Source organism: Streptomyces xanthophaeus (genome assembly GCF_030440515.1).
Taxonomy (GTDB): Bacteria; Actinomycetota; Actinomycetes; order Streptomycetales; family Streptomycetaceae; genus Streptomyces; species Streptomyces kutzneri.
Genome location: NZ_CP076543.1, coordinates 5855374 through 5873366 on the forward strand (window position 1 = coordinate 5855374; position 17993 = coordinate 5873366).

Here is a 17993-nt window from a genome sequence, read left to right on the forward strand (position 1 = left end):
GTTGCGTTCTTCGGCGGCTCCCAGGAAGAAGGAGCTCGCCTTCGTGGCGTCCCACCGTCGACCCAAGCAGCCGAACCGCGCTCGTGTGACCGTGCTCACCTCGGTCGCGGCCGCAGCCGTCGCCCTCACCGCGCAGAGCGCCTCCGCCGCGCCGGCGAAGCCGAGCAAGGACGAGGTCAAGAGCCAGGTCGACGCGCTCTACGAAGAGGCGGAGCAGGCCACCGAGAAGTTCAACGGGGCCAAGGAGCGCCAGGACAAGCTGGAGAAGGAGATAGGCCAGCTCCAGGACCAGGTCGCGCGCGGCCAGGGTGAACTCAACGACCTTCGCAGCACGCTCGGTTCGATGGCCAGCGCCCAGTACCGCAGTGGCGGCATCGACCCCTCCCTCGCGCTCCTCCTCTCCGAGGACCCCGACAGCTACCTCGACAAGGCCTCCTCCCTGGAGCACCTGAGCGCCAAGCAGGTCGAGGGAGTCCAGCGGATCCAGGACAAGCAGCGCACGCTCGCGCAGCAGCGCCAGGAGGCCGCCGGCAAGCTCGCCGACCTCGACGCCACCCGCAAGGAGCTCGGCGAGAAGAAGAAGGTCTCCACCGAGAAGCTCGCCGCGGCCCAGGCCCTCCTCAACACCCTGACCGCGCAGGAGCGCGCGGCCATCAAGGACGAGGACACGCGCGCCAGCCGCGCCGACGGCCAGCGCGTCGACCTCGGCAACGTCAAGGCTTCCGGCCGCGCCGGAGCCGCCCTCGAAGCCGCCAAGACGAAGCTGGGCTTCACCTACCAGTCCGGCGGCACCGGCCCCACGGTCTACGACTGCTCCGGGCTGACGCAGTGGGCCTACAAGCAGGCCGGTGTCACCATCAGCCGCACCACCTTCACCCAGGTGAACGACGGCACCCGCATCGGCCGCAGCCAGCTCCAGCCCGGTGACCTGGTCTTCTTCTACGACGACCTGCACCACGTCGGCCTCTACGCCGGCAACAACATGACGCTGCACGCCTCGAACCCGCGCAGCGGCATCAAGTACGAATCCATGGACAACATGCCGTTCCAGTTCGGCGTCCGGGTCGGCTGACCCGCTCCGCCCCGCAGTCCGGGACGCGCCGTACACCGCCCATCCGGGCGAATTCCACGGCCTCCCCCTGACCTCACGCCCCGCCGGTGACCTGCGTCTCCTGCGGGGCGTCGGCATGTGCGCCCGCCGGCGGTCGTTGGCCGGTGCGTGGTCGCGCCGCTACTGTCTGCCAGCGCGGAACCCGGCACACGGCCGTCCACGGGGGGCGGACCCGGGCCCCGCACAGCGGAAGGGAGCGGTTTCACGTGGCGTCCCATCGCCGGGCCGGGCTCGGCAGCCTCGACCGGAACACGAAGTACACCGTCCTCACCGCCGCCGCGGCCACCGCCGCGGTCGCCATGACGGGCGTACCCGCGAACGCGGCCCCCGGCCACCCGTACGAACCCGGCGGCGGGGCGAGAACCGGCATCAGCGCCCAGGTCGACCGCCTCTTCGAGGAGGCCGAGCAGGCCACCGAGCGCTTCAACGAGGCCGGGGAGAAGGCCGACCGGCTCCGCATCGAGGTCAACCGGGCCCAGGACGCGGTGGCCCGCGGCCAGGAGCGCATCAACACCATGCGGGGCGTCCTTGGCACCTTCGCCGGGGCCCAGTACCGCGGCGGCGGCATCGACCCCGCCGTCGGGCTGATGCTGGCCGAGAACCCCGACGCCTACCTGGAGCGGGCCGCCGCCCTCGACCGGCTGACCGGCCGCCAGGCCCGGCAGCTCGACGAACTCCGCGAGGAGCAGCGTGAACTCGGCCAGGAGCGCCAGGAGGCCTCCCGCAAACTCGCCGAACTCGACGCCCTGCGCTCCGACGTGGCCCGGCACAAGCGCTCCGTCACCGCGAAGCTCGCGGCCGCCCGGCGGCTGCTCAACGCCATGCCCTCCGGGGAGCGGGCCGACTACGAACGCGCCTCGCGCTCCGGCGGCCGCCCCGAGGGGCTGCCCGAGCTGCCCTCCCTGAGCCCCTCCTCCGGACGCGCCGAGACCGCCGTGATGGCGGCCCGGGCCGCGGTGGGACGGCCGTACGTGTGGGGCTCCACCGGCCCCAGCGGCTTCGACTGCTCCGGGCTGATGGTCTGGTCGTACCGGCAGGCCGGCGTCTCGCTGCCGCGTACCTCGCAGGCCCAGCGGCACGCCGGCCGGCAGGTGCCGCTGTCGCAGGCCCGCCCGGGCGACCTGGTGACGTACCGCTCGGACGCCAGCCACGTCGGCATGTACGTCGGCAACGGCCAGGTGGTGCACGCCCCGTACCCCGGGGCCCGGGTCCGCTACGACCCCGTCGGGATGATGCCCGTCTCCTCGGTGACCCGGCCCTGACCCGGCCGTGCGTACGATCGTCGGATGCCCCCCGTCCGCCGGTCCCTCGTACGCGTGCTGCCGCTCCTGCTGAGCGCGCTGCTCGCCGGGTGCGGCGCGCCCGCCCCGCGGGACGGCGCCGAGCGGGACATCCGGGAGGCCGTCGCCGACTGGTCGCGGACGCCGCCCGCGCAGCTCGCCGGGATCCCGCTGGAGGGATGGGCGTACGAGGTCTCCGCGGTCCGGCGGGACGGCGCCGGGGCCACCGCCCGGGCGGAGCTGCGCTACCGGCTGAGCGGCTACGACGCGGCCGCGGCCGGGTCGGCGCGCGAGGTGCGCCTGACCCGGGACGGCGGGCGGTGGCACGTCACCGGGGACCGGGCCGCGCCGGGCGCGCTGCCGCAGCTGTGGGACCAGGGCCCGGTCGCGGTGGTCCGTGGTGCGCACGCGCTGGTGCTGGGCGTCGGACAGGACACCGGGACGCTGTCCGCGATCGCGGCGGAGGCCGACCGGGCGGTGCCCGCGGCGAGCGCCGCCTGGCCGGGGCCCTGGGCGGGCCGGGCCGTGGTGCTGGTGCCCGGATCCGTGGAACGGATGGCGGAGCTGCTGGGCCGCCCCGCCGCCGAGTACCGGGGCATGGGGGCCGTCACGACGGGCCGGGTGGGCGCGGCCCCCGCTCCTGCCGACCGGGTCGTCGTGAACCCGCAGGGGTGGGCCGAGCTCAGCGCGGCGGGCCGCGGGGTCGTCCTGACCCATGAGGTCACCCACGTGGCCACCCGGGCGGCGACCACCGCCACCACCCCGCTGTGGCTCTCCGAGGGCTTCGCGGACTGGGCCGCCTACCGCGGCACCCCGGCCACCCCCGAGCAGGCCGCCCCGGCGCTGGCCAGGGCCGTACGGCGGGGCGAGGTGCCCGGCGGGCTGCCCCGGTCGGAGGACTTCGCCTTCGGCGGCGATCCCGAGGCCCTGGCCCGGGCGTACGAGGGCGCCTGGCTGGCCTGCCGGCTGATCGCGGGGAGGTGGGGCGAGGCGGCGCTCGTGGACCTGTACGGGAGGGCGGGGCGCGAGCCGTGGCCGGTGGCGGTGCGGGGCGCCCTCGGAGTGGACCCGGACGCGCTGACGAAGGACTGGCAGGAGGCCCTGCGGGCGGAGTTCCGCTGAGGGCGTCCGGTACGTTGGCAGCGATGCACAAGACGCTGATCGTGACCAACGACTTCCCGCCGCGCCCGGGCGGCATCCAGGCCTTCCTGCACAATATGGCACTACGGCTGGATCCCGACCGGATCGTCGTCTACGCCTCCACCTGGAAGCACAGCGCGGAGGGCCGCGAGGCCACCGCGGCCTTCGACGCGGAGCAGCCGTTCCAGGTGATCCGCGACCGTACGACGATGCTGCTGCCGACCCCGCGCGTGACGCGGCGGGCGGTGGGCCTGCTGCGCGAACACGGCTGCGAGTCGGTGTGGTTCGGGGCGGCGGCCCCGCTCGGGCTGATGGGCCCCGCGCTGCGGCGGGCGGGTGCGCGGCGGATCGTGGCGACCACCCACGGGCACGAGGCGGGCTGGGCCCAGCTGCCGGCCGCGCGGCAGCTGCTGCGCCGGATCGGCGAGGGCACCGACACGCTGACCTACCTGGGGGAGTACACGCGCTCGCGGATCGCCTCGGCGGTGACGGACCGGGCGGCTGCGCGGATGGTGCAACTCCCGCCGGGGGTGGACGAGAAGACCTTCCACCCCGGATCGGGCGGGCCGGAGGTCCGGGCCCGGCTCGGGCTGACGGACCGGCCGGTGGTCGTCTGCGTCTCCCGGCTGGTGCCGCGCAAGGGCCAGGACACGCTGATCGAGGCGATGCCGCGGATCCTGGCGGCGGTGCCGGACGCGGTACTGCTGATCGTGGGCGGCGGGCCCTACGAGGCGGACCTGCGGGAGCTGGCCGTCTCCACCGGGGTCTCGGACTCCGTCGTCTTCACCGGAGCCGTCCCGTGGTCGGAACTCGCGGCCCACTACGGCGCCGGTGACGTCTTCGCGATGCCGTGCCGGACCCGCCGGGGCGGGCTGGACGTGGAGGGGCTCGGCATCGTCTACCTGGAGGCCTCGGCCACGGGCCTGCCGGTGATCGCGGGCGACTCGGGCGGCGCGCCGGACGCGGTGCTGGACGGTGAGACGGGCTGGGTCGTGCGGGGCGGATCCCCGGAGGAGGCGGCGGACCGGATCGTCACCCTGCTGAAGGATCCGGAGCTGCGTCGGCGGATGGGCGAGCGGGGCCGCGAATGGGTCGAGGAGAAGTGGCGCTGGGACCTCCTGGCGGAACGCCTGCGCGAGCTGCTCTAGCCGGTGCCCGCGCGGCGCCGCTGCCGGGGGCCGGCCCCGGACCCCCGCGCCTCAAACGCCGGCGGGGCTGAATTCGGCTGCTGCCGTTCGCTCCAGCCCCTCCGGCGTTTGAGGCGCGGGGTTCGGGGTGGAGCCCCGACAGCGGAGCTGCCGGCAACCCGCTGCGCAGCCATGCCTGACTGTTCCTCAGATGTCTGTCAATACCGCGTCTGGGCGGACGGCTGGATTCCGCCCATGATGCGGCCATGACATCCAATCTGACGCGCCGTCAACTACTGGGACTCGGCGCCCTCTCGACCGCCGCCGCGCTCGGCTTCACCCGGATCGGGGCGGCCTCCGCCGCGGCCGTGGAGCCCGCCGCCGCCCCGTACGCCCCCGCCATCGTCGTCGGCTCCGGCTACGGATCCGCCGTCGCCGCCCTGCGGCTCGGCCTGGCGGGCGTGCGTACCGTCGTGCTGGAGATGGGCCGGCTCTGGGACACCCCCGGCGCCGACGGCAAGGTCTTCCCCTCCACCTCCGCGCCCGACCAGCGCTCCATGTGGTTCCGCAACCGCACCGAGGCCCCGCTCGCCCAGTTCCTCTGGCTCGACGTGGTCAACCGCGACATCAGCCCCTACCCCGGCGTCCTCGACCGCGTGAACTACGGCGACATGTCCGTGTACGTCGGCCGGGGGGTCGGCGGCGGATCGCTCGTCAACGGCGGCATGGCCCCGACGCCCCGGCGCTCCTACTTCACCGAAGTGCTGCCGCAGGTCGACGCCGACGAGATGTACGGCACCTACTACCCCCGCGCCCGCGCCATGCTCGGGGTGAACGACATCGACCCGGCCTGGTTCGAATCCACCGAGTGGTACCGCTTCGCCCGGATCTCCCGCAAGCACGCCCAGAACACCGGCCTGAAGACCGTCTTCGTCCCCAACGTCTACGACTTCGAGTACATGAAGCGCGAGGCCGCCGGCACCGCCACCCGCTCGGCCCTGGCCGGCGAGGTCATCTACGGCAACAACCACGGCAAGAAGAGCGTCGACAAGACCTACCTCGCCGCCGCCATCGGCACCGGCAACGTCACCATCGAGACCATGCAGCGCGTGGTCGGCGTACGGCCCGACCCGGCCGGGGGATACGTCCTGACCGTACGGACCAGCGATGTCACCGGACGGGTCACCCAGGTCCGCGAACTCGGCTGCAGACAGCTCTTCCTCGGCGCCGGGAGCCTGGGGACCACCGAGATCCTCCTGCGGGCCCGCGAGAGGGGGACGCTGCCCGCGCTCAGCGACAAGGTCGGACTCGGCTGGGGGCACAACGGCAACGTCATGACCGCCCGCGCCAACCACCTGTGGGACACGGTCGGCTGCAACCAGGCCACCATGCCCGCGATGGGAATCGACGACTGGGACAACGCCTCGAACCCGGTCTTCGCCGAGATCGCCCCGCTCCCCATGGGCATCGAGCACTGGATCTCGATGTACCTGGCCATCACCAAGAACCGGGAGCGCGGGCACTTCACCTACGACGCCGCCACCGACTCGGCCCGGCTCAACTGGCGGCGGGACCAGAACACGCCCTCGGTCGACGCGGCGAAGAACCTCTTCGACCGCATCAACCGGCGGAACTTCACGATGTACCGGTACGACCTCTTCGGCGACAACAAGGCCTTCGCCGACAACTTCACCTACCACCCGCTCGGCGGCTGCGTCCTCGGGGACGCCACCGACCTGTACGGGCGGGCCAAGGGCTACCAGGGGCTGTACGTGGTCGACAGCTCCCTGATCCCCGGATCGCTCGGCGTGAACCCGTTCGTGACCATCACCGCCCTCGCGGAACGGAACATGGCCCGGATCCTCGCCGAGGACCCCCGCTAGCCGCGGACCGGCCCCGGACTAGCTGCGGTACAGCGCCTCGATCTCGTCCGCGAAGTCCTTGGCCACCACGTTGCGCTTCAGCTTCAGCGACGGCGTGATGTGCCCCGACTCCTCCGTGAACTGGGAGGGAAGAATGCGGAATTTCCGCACCGATTCCGCCTTGGAAACCGCCGCGTTGCCGTCATCCACGGCCTTCTGGACGGCGGCGATCAGCTCCGCGTCCTCGCGCAGCTCCGCCGCCGTCACACCGGCCGGCTTGCCGTTCTCGGCGGCCCACCGGCCGAGGAACTCCTCGTCGATGGTGACCAGTGCCGCCACGAAGGGCCGCGCGTCGCCCACCACCATGCACTCCGCGACCAGCGCGTGCGCACGGATCCGGTCCTCGATGACGGCCGGGGCGACGTTCTTGCCGCCCGCCGTGACGATGAGTTCCTTCTTGCGGCCGGTGATCGCGAGGTAGCCGTCCTCGTCGAGGGTGCCGACGTCGCCGGTGTGGAACCAGCCGTCGGTCAGCGCCTCGGCGGTCGCCGTCTCGTTCTTCCAGTACTCCTTGAAGATGTGCTCGCCGTGCAGCAGCACCTCGCCGTCGTCCGCGATGCGCACCACGGAGCCGGGCAGCGGCTGGCCGACCGTACCGATCTTCGTCTTGTCCCACGGGTTGAAGGCCGTGGCCGCACAGGACTCGGTGAGGCCGTAGCCCTCCAGCACCGTGAAGCCGATGCCGCGGAAGAAGTGGCCGAGCCGCTCGCCCAGCGGGGCGCCGCCGGAGATCGCGTACTCGCCGCGCCCGCCGAGGACCGTGTGCAGCTTGCTGTAGACCAGCTTGGAGAACAGCTTGTGCTTCAGGCGCAGCCCGAAGGAGGGGCCGCCCGGAAGGTCCAGCGCGCGGCTGTAGGCGATCGCCGTGTCCGCCGCGGCGTCGAAGATCTTGCCCTTGCCGTCGGCCTGGGCCTTGGCGCGGGCCGAGTTGTAGACCTTCTCGAAGACGCGCGGGACGCCGAGGATCAGCGTGGGCCGGAAGGACTGGAGCTCGTCCGTCAGGTTCTTGATGTCCGGTACGCAGCCCAGGCGGATCGGCGCCAGCACGGCCGCCACCTCCACCAGACGCCCGAAGACGTGCGCGGCCGGCAGGAAGAGCAGGACCGAGCAGTCGCCGGTGCGGAAGAGCGGGCTGAGGCGCTCCACCACGTTGCCGCACTCGGCGAAGAAGTTGCGGTGGGTCAGCACACAGCCCTTGGGGCGGCCGGTGGTGCCCGAGGTGTACACGATGGTCGCCGGGTCGTCGGCGTTGGCGAGGCTGCTGCGCTCCTCGACCTCGGCGTCGGAGATCTCCGCGCCGGCGGCCTTCAGCGTCTCCAGCGCGCCCTGCTCGATCTCCCAGACCTCGCGCAGTTCCGGCAGCCGGTCGCGCAGCGAGGCCACGGCCGCGCTGTGCGCCGGGCTCTCCGCGACGACGGCGACGGCTCCGGAGTCACCGAGGATCCACTGGACCTGCTCGGGGGAGCTGGTCTCGTACACGGGGACGGTGACGCCGCCCGCGCTCCAGATCGCGAAGTCGAACAGCACCCACTCGTAGCGGGTGCGGGAGATGAGGGCGACCCGGTCGCCGGGCCGGATGCCGGCCGCGATGAGGCCCTTGGCCGTGGCCCGGACCTCGGCGAGGAACTCGGTCGCGGTCACGTCCTGCCACCGGCCGTCGACCTTGCGGCTCATGACGGCGGTGTCTGGATGCTGAGCGGCGTTGCGGCGGATGAGATCCGTCAGGTTCCCGTCCGACGGGACCTCGTACAGGGCCGGAAGGCTGAACTCGCGCAAGACTGCTGCTCCTCTGGGCGCCATCGCCACCATGTGGACCGACCGGACGTTACCCACCGGTAGTGGGTTCCCGATAGGGGGAACCGGCCAGATGTTCCGTGCGTCACATTCTGCACTTACCCTGTCTAGCCCTCACGTGCCGACAGTAGTCGACGCCGCTTAAGACTCGGAAGTAACCGCAGGTCCGGCAGCCTCTCCCACCCCCTCTACCCGCCGCCACCAGGCAGCTCTAGGGTTGGCGGCATGGCTGGCAGCATGCGGGGAGAGCAGTTCGGCACGAGCGGATCAGGCCGTGGGCCCGGCCGCACCCGGGTCCACGTCGTGAGCGACGTGCACGGCAACACCGAGGCCCTCGCCCGCGCGGGCGACGGCGCCGACGCCCTCATCTGCCTCGGCGACCTCGTGCTCTTCCTCGACTACGCCGACCACTCGCGCGGGATCTTCCCCGACCTGTTCGGCGTCGAGAACGCCGACCGGATCGTCGAGCTGCGCACCGCGCGCCGCTTCGAGGAGGCCCACGCCTTCGGCCGGCAGCTCTGGGCCGGCCTGGACCGGGACACCCTCATCGAGGGCGCCGTACGCCGCCAGTACGCGCAGATGTTCGCCGCCTTCCCCACCCCCACGTACGCCACCTACGGCAACGTCGACGTCCCGGGCCTGTGGCCCGAGTACGCCGACCGCCACGGCCTCACCGTGCTCGACGGCCAGCGCGTGGAGATCGGCGGCCGCGTCTTCGGCTTCGTCGGCGGCGGACTGCCCTCCCCGATGCGCACCCCCTACGAGGTGGACCCGGAGGAGTACGCCGCCAAGGTCGAGGCCCTCGGCGAGGTGGACGTCCTCTGCTCGCACATCCCGCCGGAAGTGCCCGAGCTCTGCTACGACACCGTCGCGCGCCGCTTCGAACGCGGCAGCGAGGCCCTGCTCGCCGCGATCCGCCGCACCCGCCCCCGCTACGCCCTCTTCGGACACGTCCACCAGCCGCTCGCCCGCCGCATGCGCATCGGGAACACCGAGTGCGTGAACGTGGGCCACTTCGCGGCCACCGGCCGGCCCTGGGTCCTCGAATGGTAGAGATCGAGCCGCTTCACGGCGGGCTCGCGCAGGGTGCGGGAGGCGCTGGAGTGGCGACGTCCACACGCGCGGTAGCCTTCACGCGGCGGCCCCAGGCCGCACACATCCTCGAACTTGCCCAGCTGCCGCTGGGAGGTACCCCCAGCCCGGAGGAGCGACCGCGATGGCGGAACACACCAGCTCAAGCATCACGATCGAGGCTGCGCCCACCGACGTGATGGCCGTGATCGCCGACTTCGCCCGTTACCCCGAGTGGACCGGCGAGGTGAAGGAGGCCGAGGTACTGGCCACCGACGCCCAGGGGCGCGCCGAGAAGGTCCGCCTGCTGCTCGACGCGGGCGCGATCAAGGACGACCACACCCTCGCCTACTCCTGGAAGGGCACCGACGAGGTCAGCTGGACCCTGGACAAGTCCCAGATGCTGCGCCAGCTGGACGGCTCCTACCGGCTGACCCCCGTCGACGGCGGCAAGCGCACCGAGGTCACCTACCAGCTGACCGTCGACGTCAAGATCCCCATGCTCGGCATGATCAAGCGCAAGGCCGAGAAGGTCATCATCGACCGGGCGCTCGCGGGCCTGAAGAAGCGCGTCGAATCCGTCTGATCCCGCTTCCCGCCTCCCCGCACTCCGGAGCACCCGCACCATGCACACCTTGCTGATCACCGGCCCCGGCGGGGCCGGGCGGACCACCGTGGCGGCGGCCACCGCCCTCGCCGCGGCCCGCCACGGGCGGCGGGTGCTGCTGCTCTCCGGAGACATCGGCGACCCGCTCACCGCCCTGGTCGGCGACCCGGCCGCACCCGGGCTGCGGGTGGCCCGGGTGGACTCCGGCGAGGAGTTCCGCGAAGAACTCGTCGCCCTCCAGCAGCGCGGATCCGCCCTGCTCGGCATGGTCGGGGCCCGGCCCCTGGGCGCCGAGGAGATCACCGAACTGCCCGGCGCCGAGCAGTTCGCCCTGCTCCGCGCCCTGCGGCGGGCCGCCGCCGCGCCCGGCACCGACCTCGTCGTCGTCGACATGCCACCGCTCCACCAGACCGTGGCCACCCTCGCCCTCCCCGCCCAGCTGCGCCGCTACCTCGCCCGGCTGCTGCCGGCCGAGCGGCAGGCCGCCCGCGCCCTGCGCCCCGTACTGGCCCAGCTGGCCGGCGTACCCATGCCCGCGCAGTGGCTCTACGAGACCGCCGCCCGCTGGGACGAGGAGCTGGCCGCCGTCCAGGCCGTCGTCGAGGCCGGCACCACCGAGCTGCGGCTCGTCGCCGAGCCCGGACCGGCCGCCGCCGACGCGCTGCGCCTCGGCCGGCTCGGACTCGCCCTCCAGCAGCTGCCCGTCTCCGCCGTCGTCGCCAACCGCACCGTGCCGGCGGAATCCGCCGACCCCTGGCTCGCCGGGCTCGCCGCCCAGCAGCAGAAGTACGCCGCGGAGTGGGCCGAGGAGCTCCCTGTCGTCGCCGTCGCCCACCTGGGCCGAGACCCGCGCGGCCCGCAGGACCTGGAGCGGCTCGCCGACACCGACGGGCTCGTCCCCGAGGCACCCGCACCCCGCCGGGCCTGGGCCGTCGAGGACCGGCTCGCCGAGGACGGGGTGCTCGTCTGGGTGGTACCGCTGCCCGGCGCGCACAAGCGCGACCTCGACCTCGTCCGCCGCGGCGACGAACTGCTGCTCACCGCCGGCCCCCACCGCAGGATCGTTCCGCTCCCGGCGGCGCTGCGCCGCTGCACCGTCTCCGGCGCCGCCCTCGCCGACGGGGAGCTCCGCATCCGCTTCACCCCCGACCCGGGACTGTGGCCGCGCACGCAATGAACCGCGTACCCCCGTTCGGGTACCGTCGAAGGTAGTCCGTACCGCACGTCCAGCAGCCGCCGCAGGAGAGAGTCCGCCATGAGCGAGGCCACCGACCGCCCCACCGACGACGACGCCTGGGCCAGGGCCTGCGCCGAGGACCTCGCCGCCGAGAAGGAGCGCCTGCGCGGACAGGAGCAGGCCGCGGCCGGCGGCACCGGCACCGCCGCCGAGGAGCTGTTCAAGCTCTTCGAAGCCGTCGCCGACAAGGTCTCCGGGCTGAACAACCCGCTGTTCGGCGTGGCCGCGCAGGGGGCGGTGCGCCAGATCGTCGACCAGGCCAAGACCGCCGCCAAGCCCGTCATCGAGCGCAACCCCGAGGTCTTCGACCACCTCGCGGCCGCCGGCACCGAACTGCTCGCCGCCTACCGCTCGGCCGTCGAGGGCCACGAGCGCCGCTGGACGCGGGGAGAACCCCCGGCCCCCCGGCAGGCGTCCCACGACCACGATCCCCGGGACGACGGCCCCGACGACGGCCCCTCCGAGCGGATCGATCTCGACTGATCCCCCGGAAGCCTCGGGTACCTTTGGCCGTGGCGGGGTTTGACCGGAAACCGAGGGACTAATGGGACTCACCATCGGCGTCGACATCGGCGGCACGAAGATCGCGGCCGGCGTGGTCGACGAAGAGGGCACGATCCTTGAGACGTACAAGGTGCCCACCCCGCCGACCGCGGACGGAGTGACGGAGGCCATCTGCGCCGCCGTCTCCGAGGTCAGCAGCAACCACACCATCGAGGCCGTCGGCATCGGCGCCGCCGGATACGTGGACGACAAGCGCGCGACCGTGCTCTTCGCGCCCAACATCAACTGGCGGCACGAGCCGCTCAAGGACAAGGTCGAGCAGCGCATCGGCCTGCCCGTCGTCGTCGAGAACGACGCGAACTGCGCGGCCTGGGGCGAGTACCGCTTCGGCGCCGGCCAGGGCCACGACGACGTCATCTGCATCACGCTCGGCACCGGCCTGGGCGGCGGCATCATCATCGGCAACAAGCTGCGGCGCGGGCGCTTCGGCGTCGCCGCCGAGTTCGGGCACATCCGGGTCGTCCCGGACGGCCTGCTGTGCGGCTGCGGCAGCCAGGGCTGCTGGGAGCAGTACGCCTCCGGGCGCGCCCTCGTCCGGTACGCGAAGCAGCGCGCCAACGCCACCCCCGAGAACGCGGCCATCCTGCTCGCGCTCGGCGACGGCACCGCCGAGGGCATCGAGGGCAAGCACATCAGCGAGGCCGCCCGGCAGGGCGACCTGGTGGCCATCGACGCCTTCCGCGAACTGGCCCGCTGGGCCGGAGCGGGACTGGCCGACCTGGCCTCGCTGTTCGACCCGTCCGCCTTCATCGTCGGCGGCGGGGTCTCGGACGAGGGCGACCTCGTCCTCGACCCGATCCGCAAGTCCTTCAAGCGCTGGCTGGTCGGCGGCGCCTGGCGCCCGCACGCGCAGGTCCTCGCCGCGCAGCTCGGCGGCAAGGCCGGGCTCGTCGGCGCGGCCGACCTGGCCCGCCAGGGCTGAGCCTTCTTTCACCCTTTATTTCCACGCGTACCGCCCGCCGCGCCCCTTGGGGGAGCGGCGGGCGGCTGCGTATCTTGCGGGGCATGGACCAGCTGCCGAAGTCCCGTACGGAGCCCGACGGTTCTGCCGTGATCCGGGTGCTCAGCTACAACATCCGCTCGCTGCGCGACGACGAGGAGGCGCTGGCCCGGGTCATCCGGGCGTGCGAGCCCGACCTCGTCCTCGTGCAGGAGGCCCCCCGGTTCTTCCGGTGGCGCAAACACGCGGCGCGGCTGGCCGCCAAGTGCGACCTGGTGGTGCTGGGCGGGGGCGCCACGGCGGCCGGGCCGCTGCTGCTGTGCTCGCTGCGGGTCTTCGTGGAGCGGACGGAGGACGTCCTGCTGCCGCGCACCCCTGGCCTGCACCGCAGGGGTTTCGCCACGGCGGTGATCCGGGTCGGGGGCGTGCGGGTGGGGCTGGCCTCCCTGCACCTCTCGCTGCAGGAGGCGGAGCGCCGGGCGCACACGGAGCTGCTGCTGGAGCGGCTGGCCGCCATGGACGTGCCGTACGCGATCGCCGCGGGCGACCTGAACGAGGGCCCGGACGGGCCGGCGTACGGGCGGCTGGCCGCCGAGCTCCAGGACTGCCGGGCGGTGGCCCCGTGGGGCGGCGGACCGACCTTCCCGGCGTCGGCGCCGGACCGCCGGATCGACGCCGTGTTCGCGACGAAGGGGGTGGAGGTGCTGGCCTGCGGTGTCCCGGAGGGGCTGCCGGGGGTCTCGACCACGGACCTGCGGTCGGCGACGGACCACCTGCCGGTGCTGGCGGCCCTGCGGCTCGCGGCTGCGCCGTAGCCCGACGGGTCCGGGGGCGGCGCCGTTGCCGGGGGCGCCGCCCCCGGACCCCCGCGCCTCAGACGCCGGCGGGGCTGAGAGAGCGGGCGGAGTCCCCGGCAACGGGCGGTCAGACGACCGCGCCGCGGCCCGGGTCGTCGTCGTCGTCCTCGTCGTGCTGCATGCGTGCGATCAGCGTGGCGAAGCCGCCCAGGAAGCCGCCGATGCCCAGCGTCGTCAGCCACCAGGTCATCTCCCACTGCAGGAGCACCGCGAGCAGCAGCAGGACCGGGCCGCCGACGACCGCCAGCCACGCGAACTTCGACGTCGTGTCCGCCGGGGGGAGCTCCGGCTCCGGGGGCACGAAATGGCCCTCGTCCGCCGGAGTCAGGTCGTCGTCCTTCGGCTCCGCCGGCGAATGGTCCCGGGGACCCGCCATGCCCACGCCCGGGGCGAAGACCACGGAGCTGCCCAGCGCCGCCGGAGGGTTCGATTCCGCTTCCGGCTTCGGGTCCGGCTTCGGATCGGCCTTCGGGTCCGGTCCGGACTCCGCGGGCAGCGGCTTGACGTCCTCCTCCGGCAGGAGGAGGTTCTCGATCGGTCTGAACGGCCGGGCCCCCGGCGGGTCCGGCGGCTCCTGCCCGTACCCGGCGACGATCGCCGCCCACGCCGCTTCCTCGTCCAGCGGCGGAACCCCGCCCGACTGCTCCTCGTGCTCAGCCACCGGCCTCCGCCCCCTCCCTGCCCACGCTCTCCGCCAGTCGGCCGATGAACGCATAGCTGTCCGCGAAGATCCGCTCCGCGTCATGGTCCAACGTCGCGACGTGGTAGCTCTGTTCCAGCAGGGTCTCGGTGACGTCCGTCGAGGAGACCCGGGCCAGCACCCGCGCGGAGTCGACGGGCGGTACGACATGGTCCTGCGGGCTGTGCAGCAGCAGCATCGGCTGCGTCACCTGCGGCAGCTCCGCGTCCACGAGCTGCAGGAACTTCTTCAGCGAGTGCGCGGCCCGGGTCGGGACCCGGTCGTAGCCGACCTCCTCCGACCCCGGCTTCGCGATGTCGCTGGCGATGCCCGGCGTCGACCGGATGAGGTGCTTGGTCACCGGCAGGGTCACGGCCAGCGGGTCGTGCACCTTGTTGGCCGGGTTCACGAGCACGATGCCGCTGATGGCGTCCCCGTGCTTGGCGGCCAGCCGCAGGGTCAGCGCCCCGCCCATCGAGAGCCCGAAGACGAACACCTGCTCGCACCGGTCCAGCAGTTCCCGCAGGGCGCGGTCGACCTCGGCGTACCAGTCCTGCCAGCCCGTGAGCTGCATGTCCTGCCAGCGCGTCCCGTGTCCGGGCAGCAGCGGGAGCGACACCGTGAGGCCCCGCCCGGCGAGATACTCGGCCCAGGGGCGCAGGGACTGCGGGGAACCGGTGAAGCCGTGGCAGAGGAGGACGCCGACCTCTCCGCCCTCGTGGCGGAACGGCTCGGCTCCAGGGAGGACGGGCACCAGGGTCTCCTTGATCATGATGTACGTCGGGTGGGTGCGTTGCTCTGTGTGACTTCACCGTACGCGACCGGGGTGGCACCGGCCAGGGTCGTCGGGCCCCTGCCGGTGTAGGCACGGGATATGGTCTGTTCGACAGACACAGGAAGGCTTTCGAGTTGATCTACGGCGCAATGAAGTTCTCCATCGGCGGTTCACTGAAACTCGCTTTCAGGCCGTGGGTGGAGGGCCTCGAGAACATTCCCGCGGAGGGGCCGGCGATCCTCGCGAGCAACCACCTGTCCTTCTCCGACTCCTTCTTCCTGCCGGCGGTGCTGGACCGGAAGGTCACCTTCATCGCCAAGGCGGAGTACTTCACCTCCCCAGGGGTCAAGGGCAAGCTGACGGCCGCCTTCTTCAAGGGCGTCGGCCAGCTCCCGGTGGACCGTTCCGGCGCCCGCGGGGCCGGCGAGGCCGCGATCCAGAGCGGCATCAAGGTCATCGAGGCCGGGGAACTGTTCGGTATCTACCCCGAGGGCACGCGCTCGCCCGACGGACGCCTCTACCGCGGCAAGCCCGGCGGTCTGGCCCGCGTGGCCCTGGCCACCGGTGCGCCCGTGATCCCCGTCGCGATGATCGACACGGAGAAGATCCAGCCGCCCGGCAAGGTGGTCCCCAAGCTGATGCGCCCGGGGATCCGGATCGGCAAGCCGCTGGACTTCAGCCGCTACCACGGCATGGACAACGACCGCTTCATCCTCCGCTCGGTGACCGACGAGGTCATGTACGAGATCATGAAGCTCTCCGGCCAGGAGTACGTCGACATCTACGCGACGGCGGCCAAGCGCCAGATCGCCGATGCCGAGAAGGCAGAGAAGGCGGAGAAGGCCGAGAAGGCTGCCAAGGCCGAGAAGGCCGACGGCGCGTCGGAGTAGCTGCGCGTGGGCGATGCCGCCCGCGAGGGGTGGGGGAGATGGCGAAACGCGAACGCGTCGTACGCATGTCGGTCGAGCAGCCGCTCTGGCGTGCCCTGACCGCGTACCGGCTGCTGACCATGGTCTACGCGGCGCTGCTGTTCGCCGCCGCGCACAAGGAGTTCCCGCGCCCCGGGGTCGCGGTCGGCTACCTCGCCTTCCTCGCGGTCTGGACCCTCGCCACCTCCCGCAAGGTGGCGAACGCCGCCAGCTGCACCAAGGGCTTCCTCGTCGCCGACCTCACCGTCGCGATCGTGGGCATCGTGCTCACACCGGTCGCCGACACCCAGGCGCGGATCGCCGCGGGCGGCAGCACCCTCCCCACCATCTGGACGGCGGGCGCGGTCCTCGCCTTCGCCATCAAGGGCGGCTGGCGCTGGGCCTGTTTCGCCTCCACCTTCGTGGCGGCGGCCAACCTCGCCATCCACACGGGCCAGCCCACCCGGGACACCCTGCACAACGTCCTGCTCGTCTGGGTCGCCTCCGTGGCCATCGGCTACGTGGTCGAGGTCGCCCGGGCCAGTGAGAACACCCTCGCGCGCGCCCTGGAGATCGAGGCCGCCACCCGCGAGCGCGAGCGCCTCGCCCGCGACATCCACGACGGGGTCCTCCAGGTCCTCGCCATGGTCCAGCGGCGCGGAAGCGAGCTGGGCGGCGAGGCCGAGGAGCTCGGCCGGATGGCGGGGGAGCAGGAGGTGGCGCTGCGCACGCTGGTCTCCAGCGGCCTGGTCCAGCCTTCCCGGGTCTCCCGCGACGAGTCGCGCGGCGCGCTGGTGGACACGTACGAGGTCGACGAGCCGGGCGCCGAGGACGGCGAGCTGGACCTGCGCACGCTCCTCGCGCCCCACGCCGGGTCCCGTGTCAGCTTCGCCGAGCCGGGTACCCCGGTGCCGCTGCCGGTGCCCGCCGCGAGGGAACTGGCCGCGGCGGTCGGCGCGGCCCTGGACAACGTGCGCAAGCACGCCGGGGAAGGGGCGCGGGCCTGGATCCTCGTCGAGGACTGGGGCGACGAGGTGATCGTGACCGTTCGCGACGACGGCCCCGGCATCCCGGCGGGCCGGCTCGACCAGGCGGCGGGCGAGGGCCGGATGGGGGTGGCCCTGTCCATCCGCGGCAGGCTGCGCGATCTCGGCGGCAGCGCCGATCTGGTGTCCGTTCCCGGGCAGGGCACCGAAGTGGAACTGAAGGTACCCAGGGGGAGGACGGACAAGAGATGAGCGAGCGCACCGACGTGAACGACCCGAACAGGCCGAACGAGCTGCACGACATAAAGGTGATGGTCGTCGACGACCACCCGATGTGGCGGGACGCGGTCGCCCGCGACCTGGCCGCCGCGGGCTTCGACGTCGTCGCCACCGCCGGCGACGGCCCCGAGGCGGTCCGCCGGGCCCATGCCGTCACGCCCGACGTGCTGGTCCTCGACCTCAACCTGCCGGGCATGCCGGGCGTGCAGGTCTGCAAGGAACTGGTCGGCGCCAACCCGGCCCTGCGGGTCCTGGTCCTGTCGGCCAGCGGCGAGCACGCGGACGTCCTGGAAGCGGTGAAGTCCGGTGCGACCGGCTACCTGCTGAAGTCCGCCGGCGCCCAGGAGCTGATCGACGCCGTCCGCCGCACCGCGGCAGGCGACCCGGTCTTCACCCCGGGCCTGGCCGGGCTGGTGCTCGGCGAGTACCGGCGCCTGGCCACCGATCCGCTGCCGGCCACCTCCGACGAGCCGAAGGCCCCGCAACTGACCGACCGCGAGACCGAGGTACTGCGGCTCGTGGCCAAGGGGCTGTCGTACAAGCAGATCGCCGAGCGTCTGGTCATCTCCCACCGCACCGTGCAGAACCACGTCCAGAACACCCTGGGCAAGCTGCAGTTGCACAACCGGGTGGAGCTCGTCCGGTACGCCATAGAACGCGGCCTCGACGACGCGTAGTACCCGCCCGGGGGACGTCCGCACCGCCCGTCGATCGTA

The 17993-nt window shown here is 72.8% G+C and carries 17 protein-coding genes; 14 read left to right on the top strand and 3 right to left on the bottom strand.

All coding sequences use genetic code 11. The annotated features are described in order from the left end of the window. Positions 1-43: 43 nt before the first annotated feature. From KO717_RS26045 to KO717_RS26065, 5 genes are all read left to right on the top strand, one after another. Positions 44-1072: a C40 family peptidase gene (locus KO717_RS26045; RefSeq protein WP_301371643.1), complete on the top strand. Its 1029-nt coding sequence runs from the start codon at positions 44-46 to the stop codon at positions 1070-1072. 245 nt (positions 1073-1317) lie between these two features. Continuing rightward, entirely contained in the window at positions 1318-2373 is a 1056-nt protein-coding gene (locus tag KO717_RS26050; RefSeq protein ID WP_301371644.1) for a C40 family peptidase, read from the top strand. Positions 2374-2397: 24 nt separating this feature from the next. Beyond that, positions 2398-3513 (top strand): hypothetical protein, encoded by a 1116-nt coding sequence (locus tag KO717_RS26055; RefSeq protein WP_301371645.1) that lies wholly within the window; start codon positions 2398-2400, stop codon positions 3511-3513. 23 nt (positions 3514-3536) lie between these two features. Beyond that, positions 3537-4679 carry a glycosyltransferase family 4 protein gene (locus KO717_RS26060; protein WP_301371646.1) on the top strand — a complete coding sequence of 381 codons (1143 nt, stop codon included), beginning with the start codon at positions 3537-3539 and terminating at the stop codon, positions 4677-4679. 245 nt (positions 4680-4924) lie between these two features. Next, complete coding sequence (locus KO717_RS26065) at positions 4925-6541, top strand: GMC oxidoreductase (protein ID WP_301371647.1); 1617 nt, start codon at positions 4925-4927, stop codon at positions 6539-6541. Between the two features lie 18 nt (positions 6542-6559). Here KO717_RS26065 and KO717_RS26070 read toward each other — a convergent pair whose 3' ends face one another. Beyond that, positions 6560-8356, bottom strand: coding sequence for an AMP-dependent synthetase/ligase (locus tag KO717_RS26070; protein WP_301371648.1), 1797 nt, complete (start codon positions 8354-8356; stop codon positions 6560-6562). Positions 8357-8611: 255 nt separating this feature from the next. Between KO717_RS26070 and KO717_RS26075 the strand changes: the two genes are divergently transcribed. The 6 genes from KO717_RS26075 to KO717_RS26100 all read left to right on the top strand — a co-directional run bounded on the left by KO717_RS26075 (position 8612) and on the right by KO717_RS26100 (position 13608). Continuing rightward, the gene (locus KO717_RS26075; RefSeq protein WP_301374749.1) at positions 8612-9427 is read left to right on the top strand and encodes a metallophosphoesterase family protein; all 816 of its coding nucleotides are present in this window, start codon (positions 8612-8614) and stop codon (positions 9425-9427) included. Between the two features lie 163 nt (positions 9428-9590). Then, positions 9591-10031 (top strand): SRPBCC family protein, encoded by a 441-nt coding sequence (locus KO717_RS26080; RefSeq protein ID WP_301371649.1) that lies wholly within the window; start codon positions 9591-9593, stop codon positions 10029-10031. Between the two features lie 40 nt (positions 10032-10071). Next, positions 10072-11229, top strand: coding sequence for an ArsA family ATPase (locus tag KO717_RS26085; protein ID WP_301371650.1), 1158 nt, complete (start codon positions 10072-10074; stop codon positions 11227-11229). A gap of 78 nt (positions 11230-11307) precedes the next feature. Next, a complete protein-coding gene (locus tag KO717_RS26090) occupies positions 11308-11772 on the top strand; it encodes a DUF5304 domain-containing protein (RefSeq protein ID WP_301371651.1) in 465 nt (154 codons plus the stop codon). Between the two features lie 61 nt (positions 11773-11833). Further along, a complete protein-coding gene (locus tag KO717_RS26095) occupies positions 11834-12775 on the top strand; it encodes an ROK family glucokinase (protein ID WP_030773585.1) in 942 nt (313 codons plus the stop codon). A gap of 83 nt (positions 12776-12858) precedes the next feature. Then, a complete protein-coding gene (locus tag KO717_RS26100; RefSeq protein WP_301371652.1) occupies positions 12859-13608 on the top strand; it encodes an endonuclease/exonuclease/phosphatase family protein in 750 nt (249 codons plus the stop codon). Positions 13609-13717: 109 nt separating this feature from the next. Here KO717_RS26100 and KO717_RS26105 read toward each other — a convergent pair whose 3' ends face one another. Both KO717_RS26105 and KO717_RS26110 read right to left on the bottom strand, forming a co-directional pair. Further along, positions 13718-14311: a hypothetical protein gene (locus KO717_RS26105; protein ID WP_301371653.1), complete on the bottom strand. Its 594-nt coding sequence runs from the start codon at positions 14309-14311 to the stop codon at positions 13718-13720. Continuing rightward, positions 14304-15083 (bottom strand): alpha/beta hydrolase, encoded by a 780-nt coding sequence (locus tag KO717_RS26110; RefSeq protein ID WP_030010357.1) that lies wholly within the window; start codon positions 15081-15083, stop codon positions 14304-14306. The genes KO717_RS26105 and KO717_RS26110 overlap by 8 nt, the downstream gene beginning before the upstream one ends. A gap of 170 nt (positions 15084-15253) precedes the next feature. Between KO717_RS26110 and KO717_RS26115 the strand changes: the two genes are divergently transcribed. From KO717_RS26115 to KO717_RS26125, 3 genes are read left to right on the top strand one after another with little or no spacing between them, the layout of a single operon-like run. After that, complete coding sequence (locus KO717_RS26115; protein ID WP_301374751.1) at positions 15254-15994, top strand: lysophospholipid acyltransferase family protein; 741 nt, start codon at positions 15254-15256, stop codon at positions 15992-15994. A gap of 38 nt (positions 15995-16032) precedes the next feature. Continuing rightward, positions 16033-17250, top strand: a complete 1218-nt coding sequence (gene macS, locus KO717_RS26120; RefSeq protein ID WP_301371654.1) for a MacS family sensor histidine kinase — start codon at positions 16033-16035, stop codon at positions 17248-17250. Continuing rightward, positions 17247-17954 (top strand): response regulator, encoded by a 708-nt coding sequence (locus KO717_RS26125; RefSeq protein ID WP_301371655.1) that lies wholly within the window; start codon positions 17247-17249, stop codon positions 17952-17954. The genes macS and KO717_RS26125 overlap by 4 nt, the downstream gene beginning before the upstream one ends. The last annotated feature ends 39 nt before the right edge of the window (positions 17955-17993 follow it).

What these genes read in the sequence shown, in the direction of transcription:
- KO717_RS26055 (WP_301371645.1), top strand. Translation starts at nt 2,398, where the DNA reads ATGCCCCCCGTCCGCCGGTCCCTCGTACGCGTGCTGCCGCTCCTGCTG.
- KO717_RS26060 (WP_301371646.1), top strand. Translation starts at nt 3,537, where the DNA reads ATGCACAAGACGCTGATCGTGACCAACGACTTCCCGCCGCGCCCGGGC.
- KO717_RS26065 (WP_301371647.1), top strand. Translation starts at nt 4,925, where the DNA reads ATGACATCCAATCTGACGCGCCGTCAACTACTGGGACTCGGCGCCCTC.
- KO717_RS26075 (WP_301374749.1), top strand. Translation starts at nt 8,612, where the DNA reads ATGCGGGGAGAGCAGTTCGGCACGAGCGGATCAGGCCGTGGGCCCGGC.
- KO717_RS26080 (WP_301371649.1), top strand. Translation starts at nt 9,591, where the DNA reads ATGGCGGAACACACCAGCTCAAGCATCACGATCGAGGCTGCGCCCACC.
- KO717_RS26085 (WP_301371650.1), top strand. Translation starts at nt 10,072, where the DNA reads ATGCACACCTTGCTGATCACCGGCCCCGGCGGGGCCGGGCGGACCACC.
- KO717_RS26090 (WP_301371651.1), top strand. Translation starts at nt 11,308, where the DNA reads ATGAGCGAGGCCACCGACCGCCCCACCGACGACGACGCCTGGGCCAGG.
- KO717_RS26095 (WP_030773585.1), top strand. Translation starts at nt 11,834, where the DNA reads ATGGGACTCACCATCGGCGTCGACATCGGCGGCACGAAGATCGCGGCC.
- KO717_RS26100 (WP_301371652.1), top strand. Translation starts at nt 12,859, where the DNA reads ATGGACCAGCTGCCGAAGTCCCGTACGGAGCCCGACGGTTCTGCCGTG.
- KO717_RS26115 (WP_301374751.1), top strand. Translation starts at nt 15,254, where the DNA reads ATGAAGTTCTCCATCGGCGGTTCACTGAAACTCGCTTTCAGGCCGTGG.
- macS (WP_301371654.1), top strand. Translation starts at nt 16,033, where the DNA reads ATGGCGAAACGCGAACGCGTCGTACGCATGTCGGTCGAGCAGCCGCTC.
- KO717_RS26125 (WP_301371655.1), top strand. Translation starts at nt 17,247, where the DNA reads ATGAGCGAGCGCACCGACGTGAACGACCCGAACAGGCCGAACGAGCTG.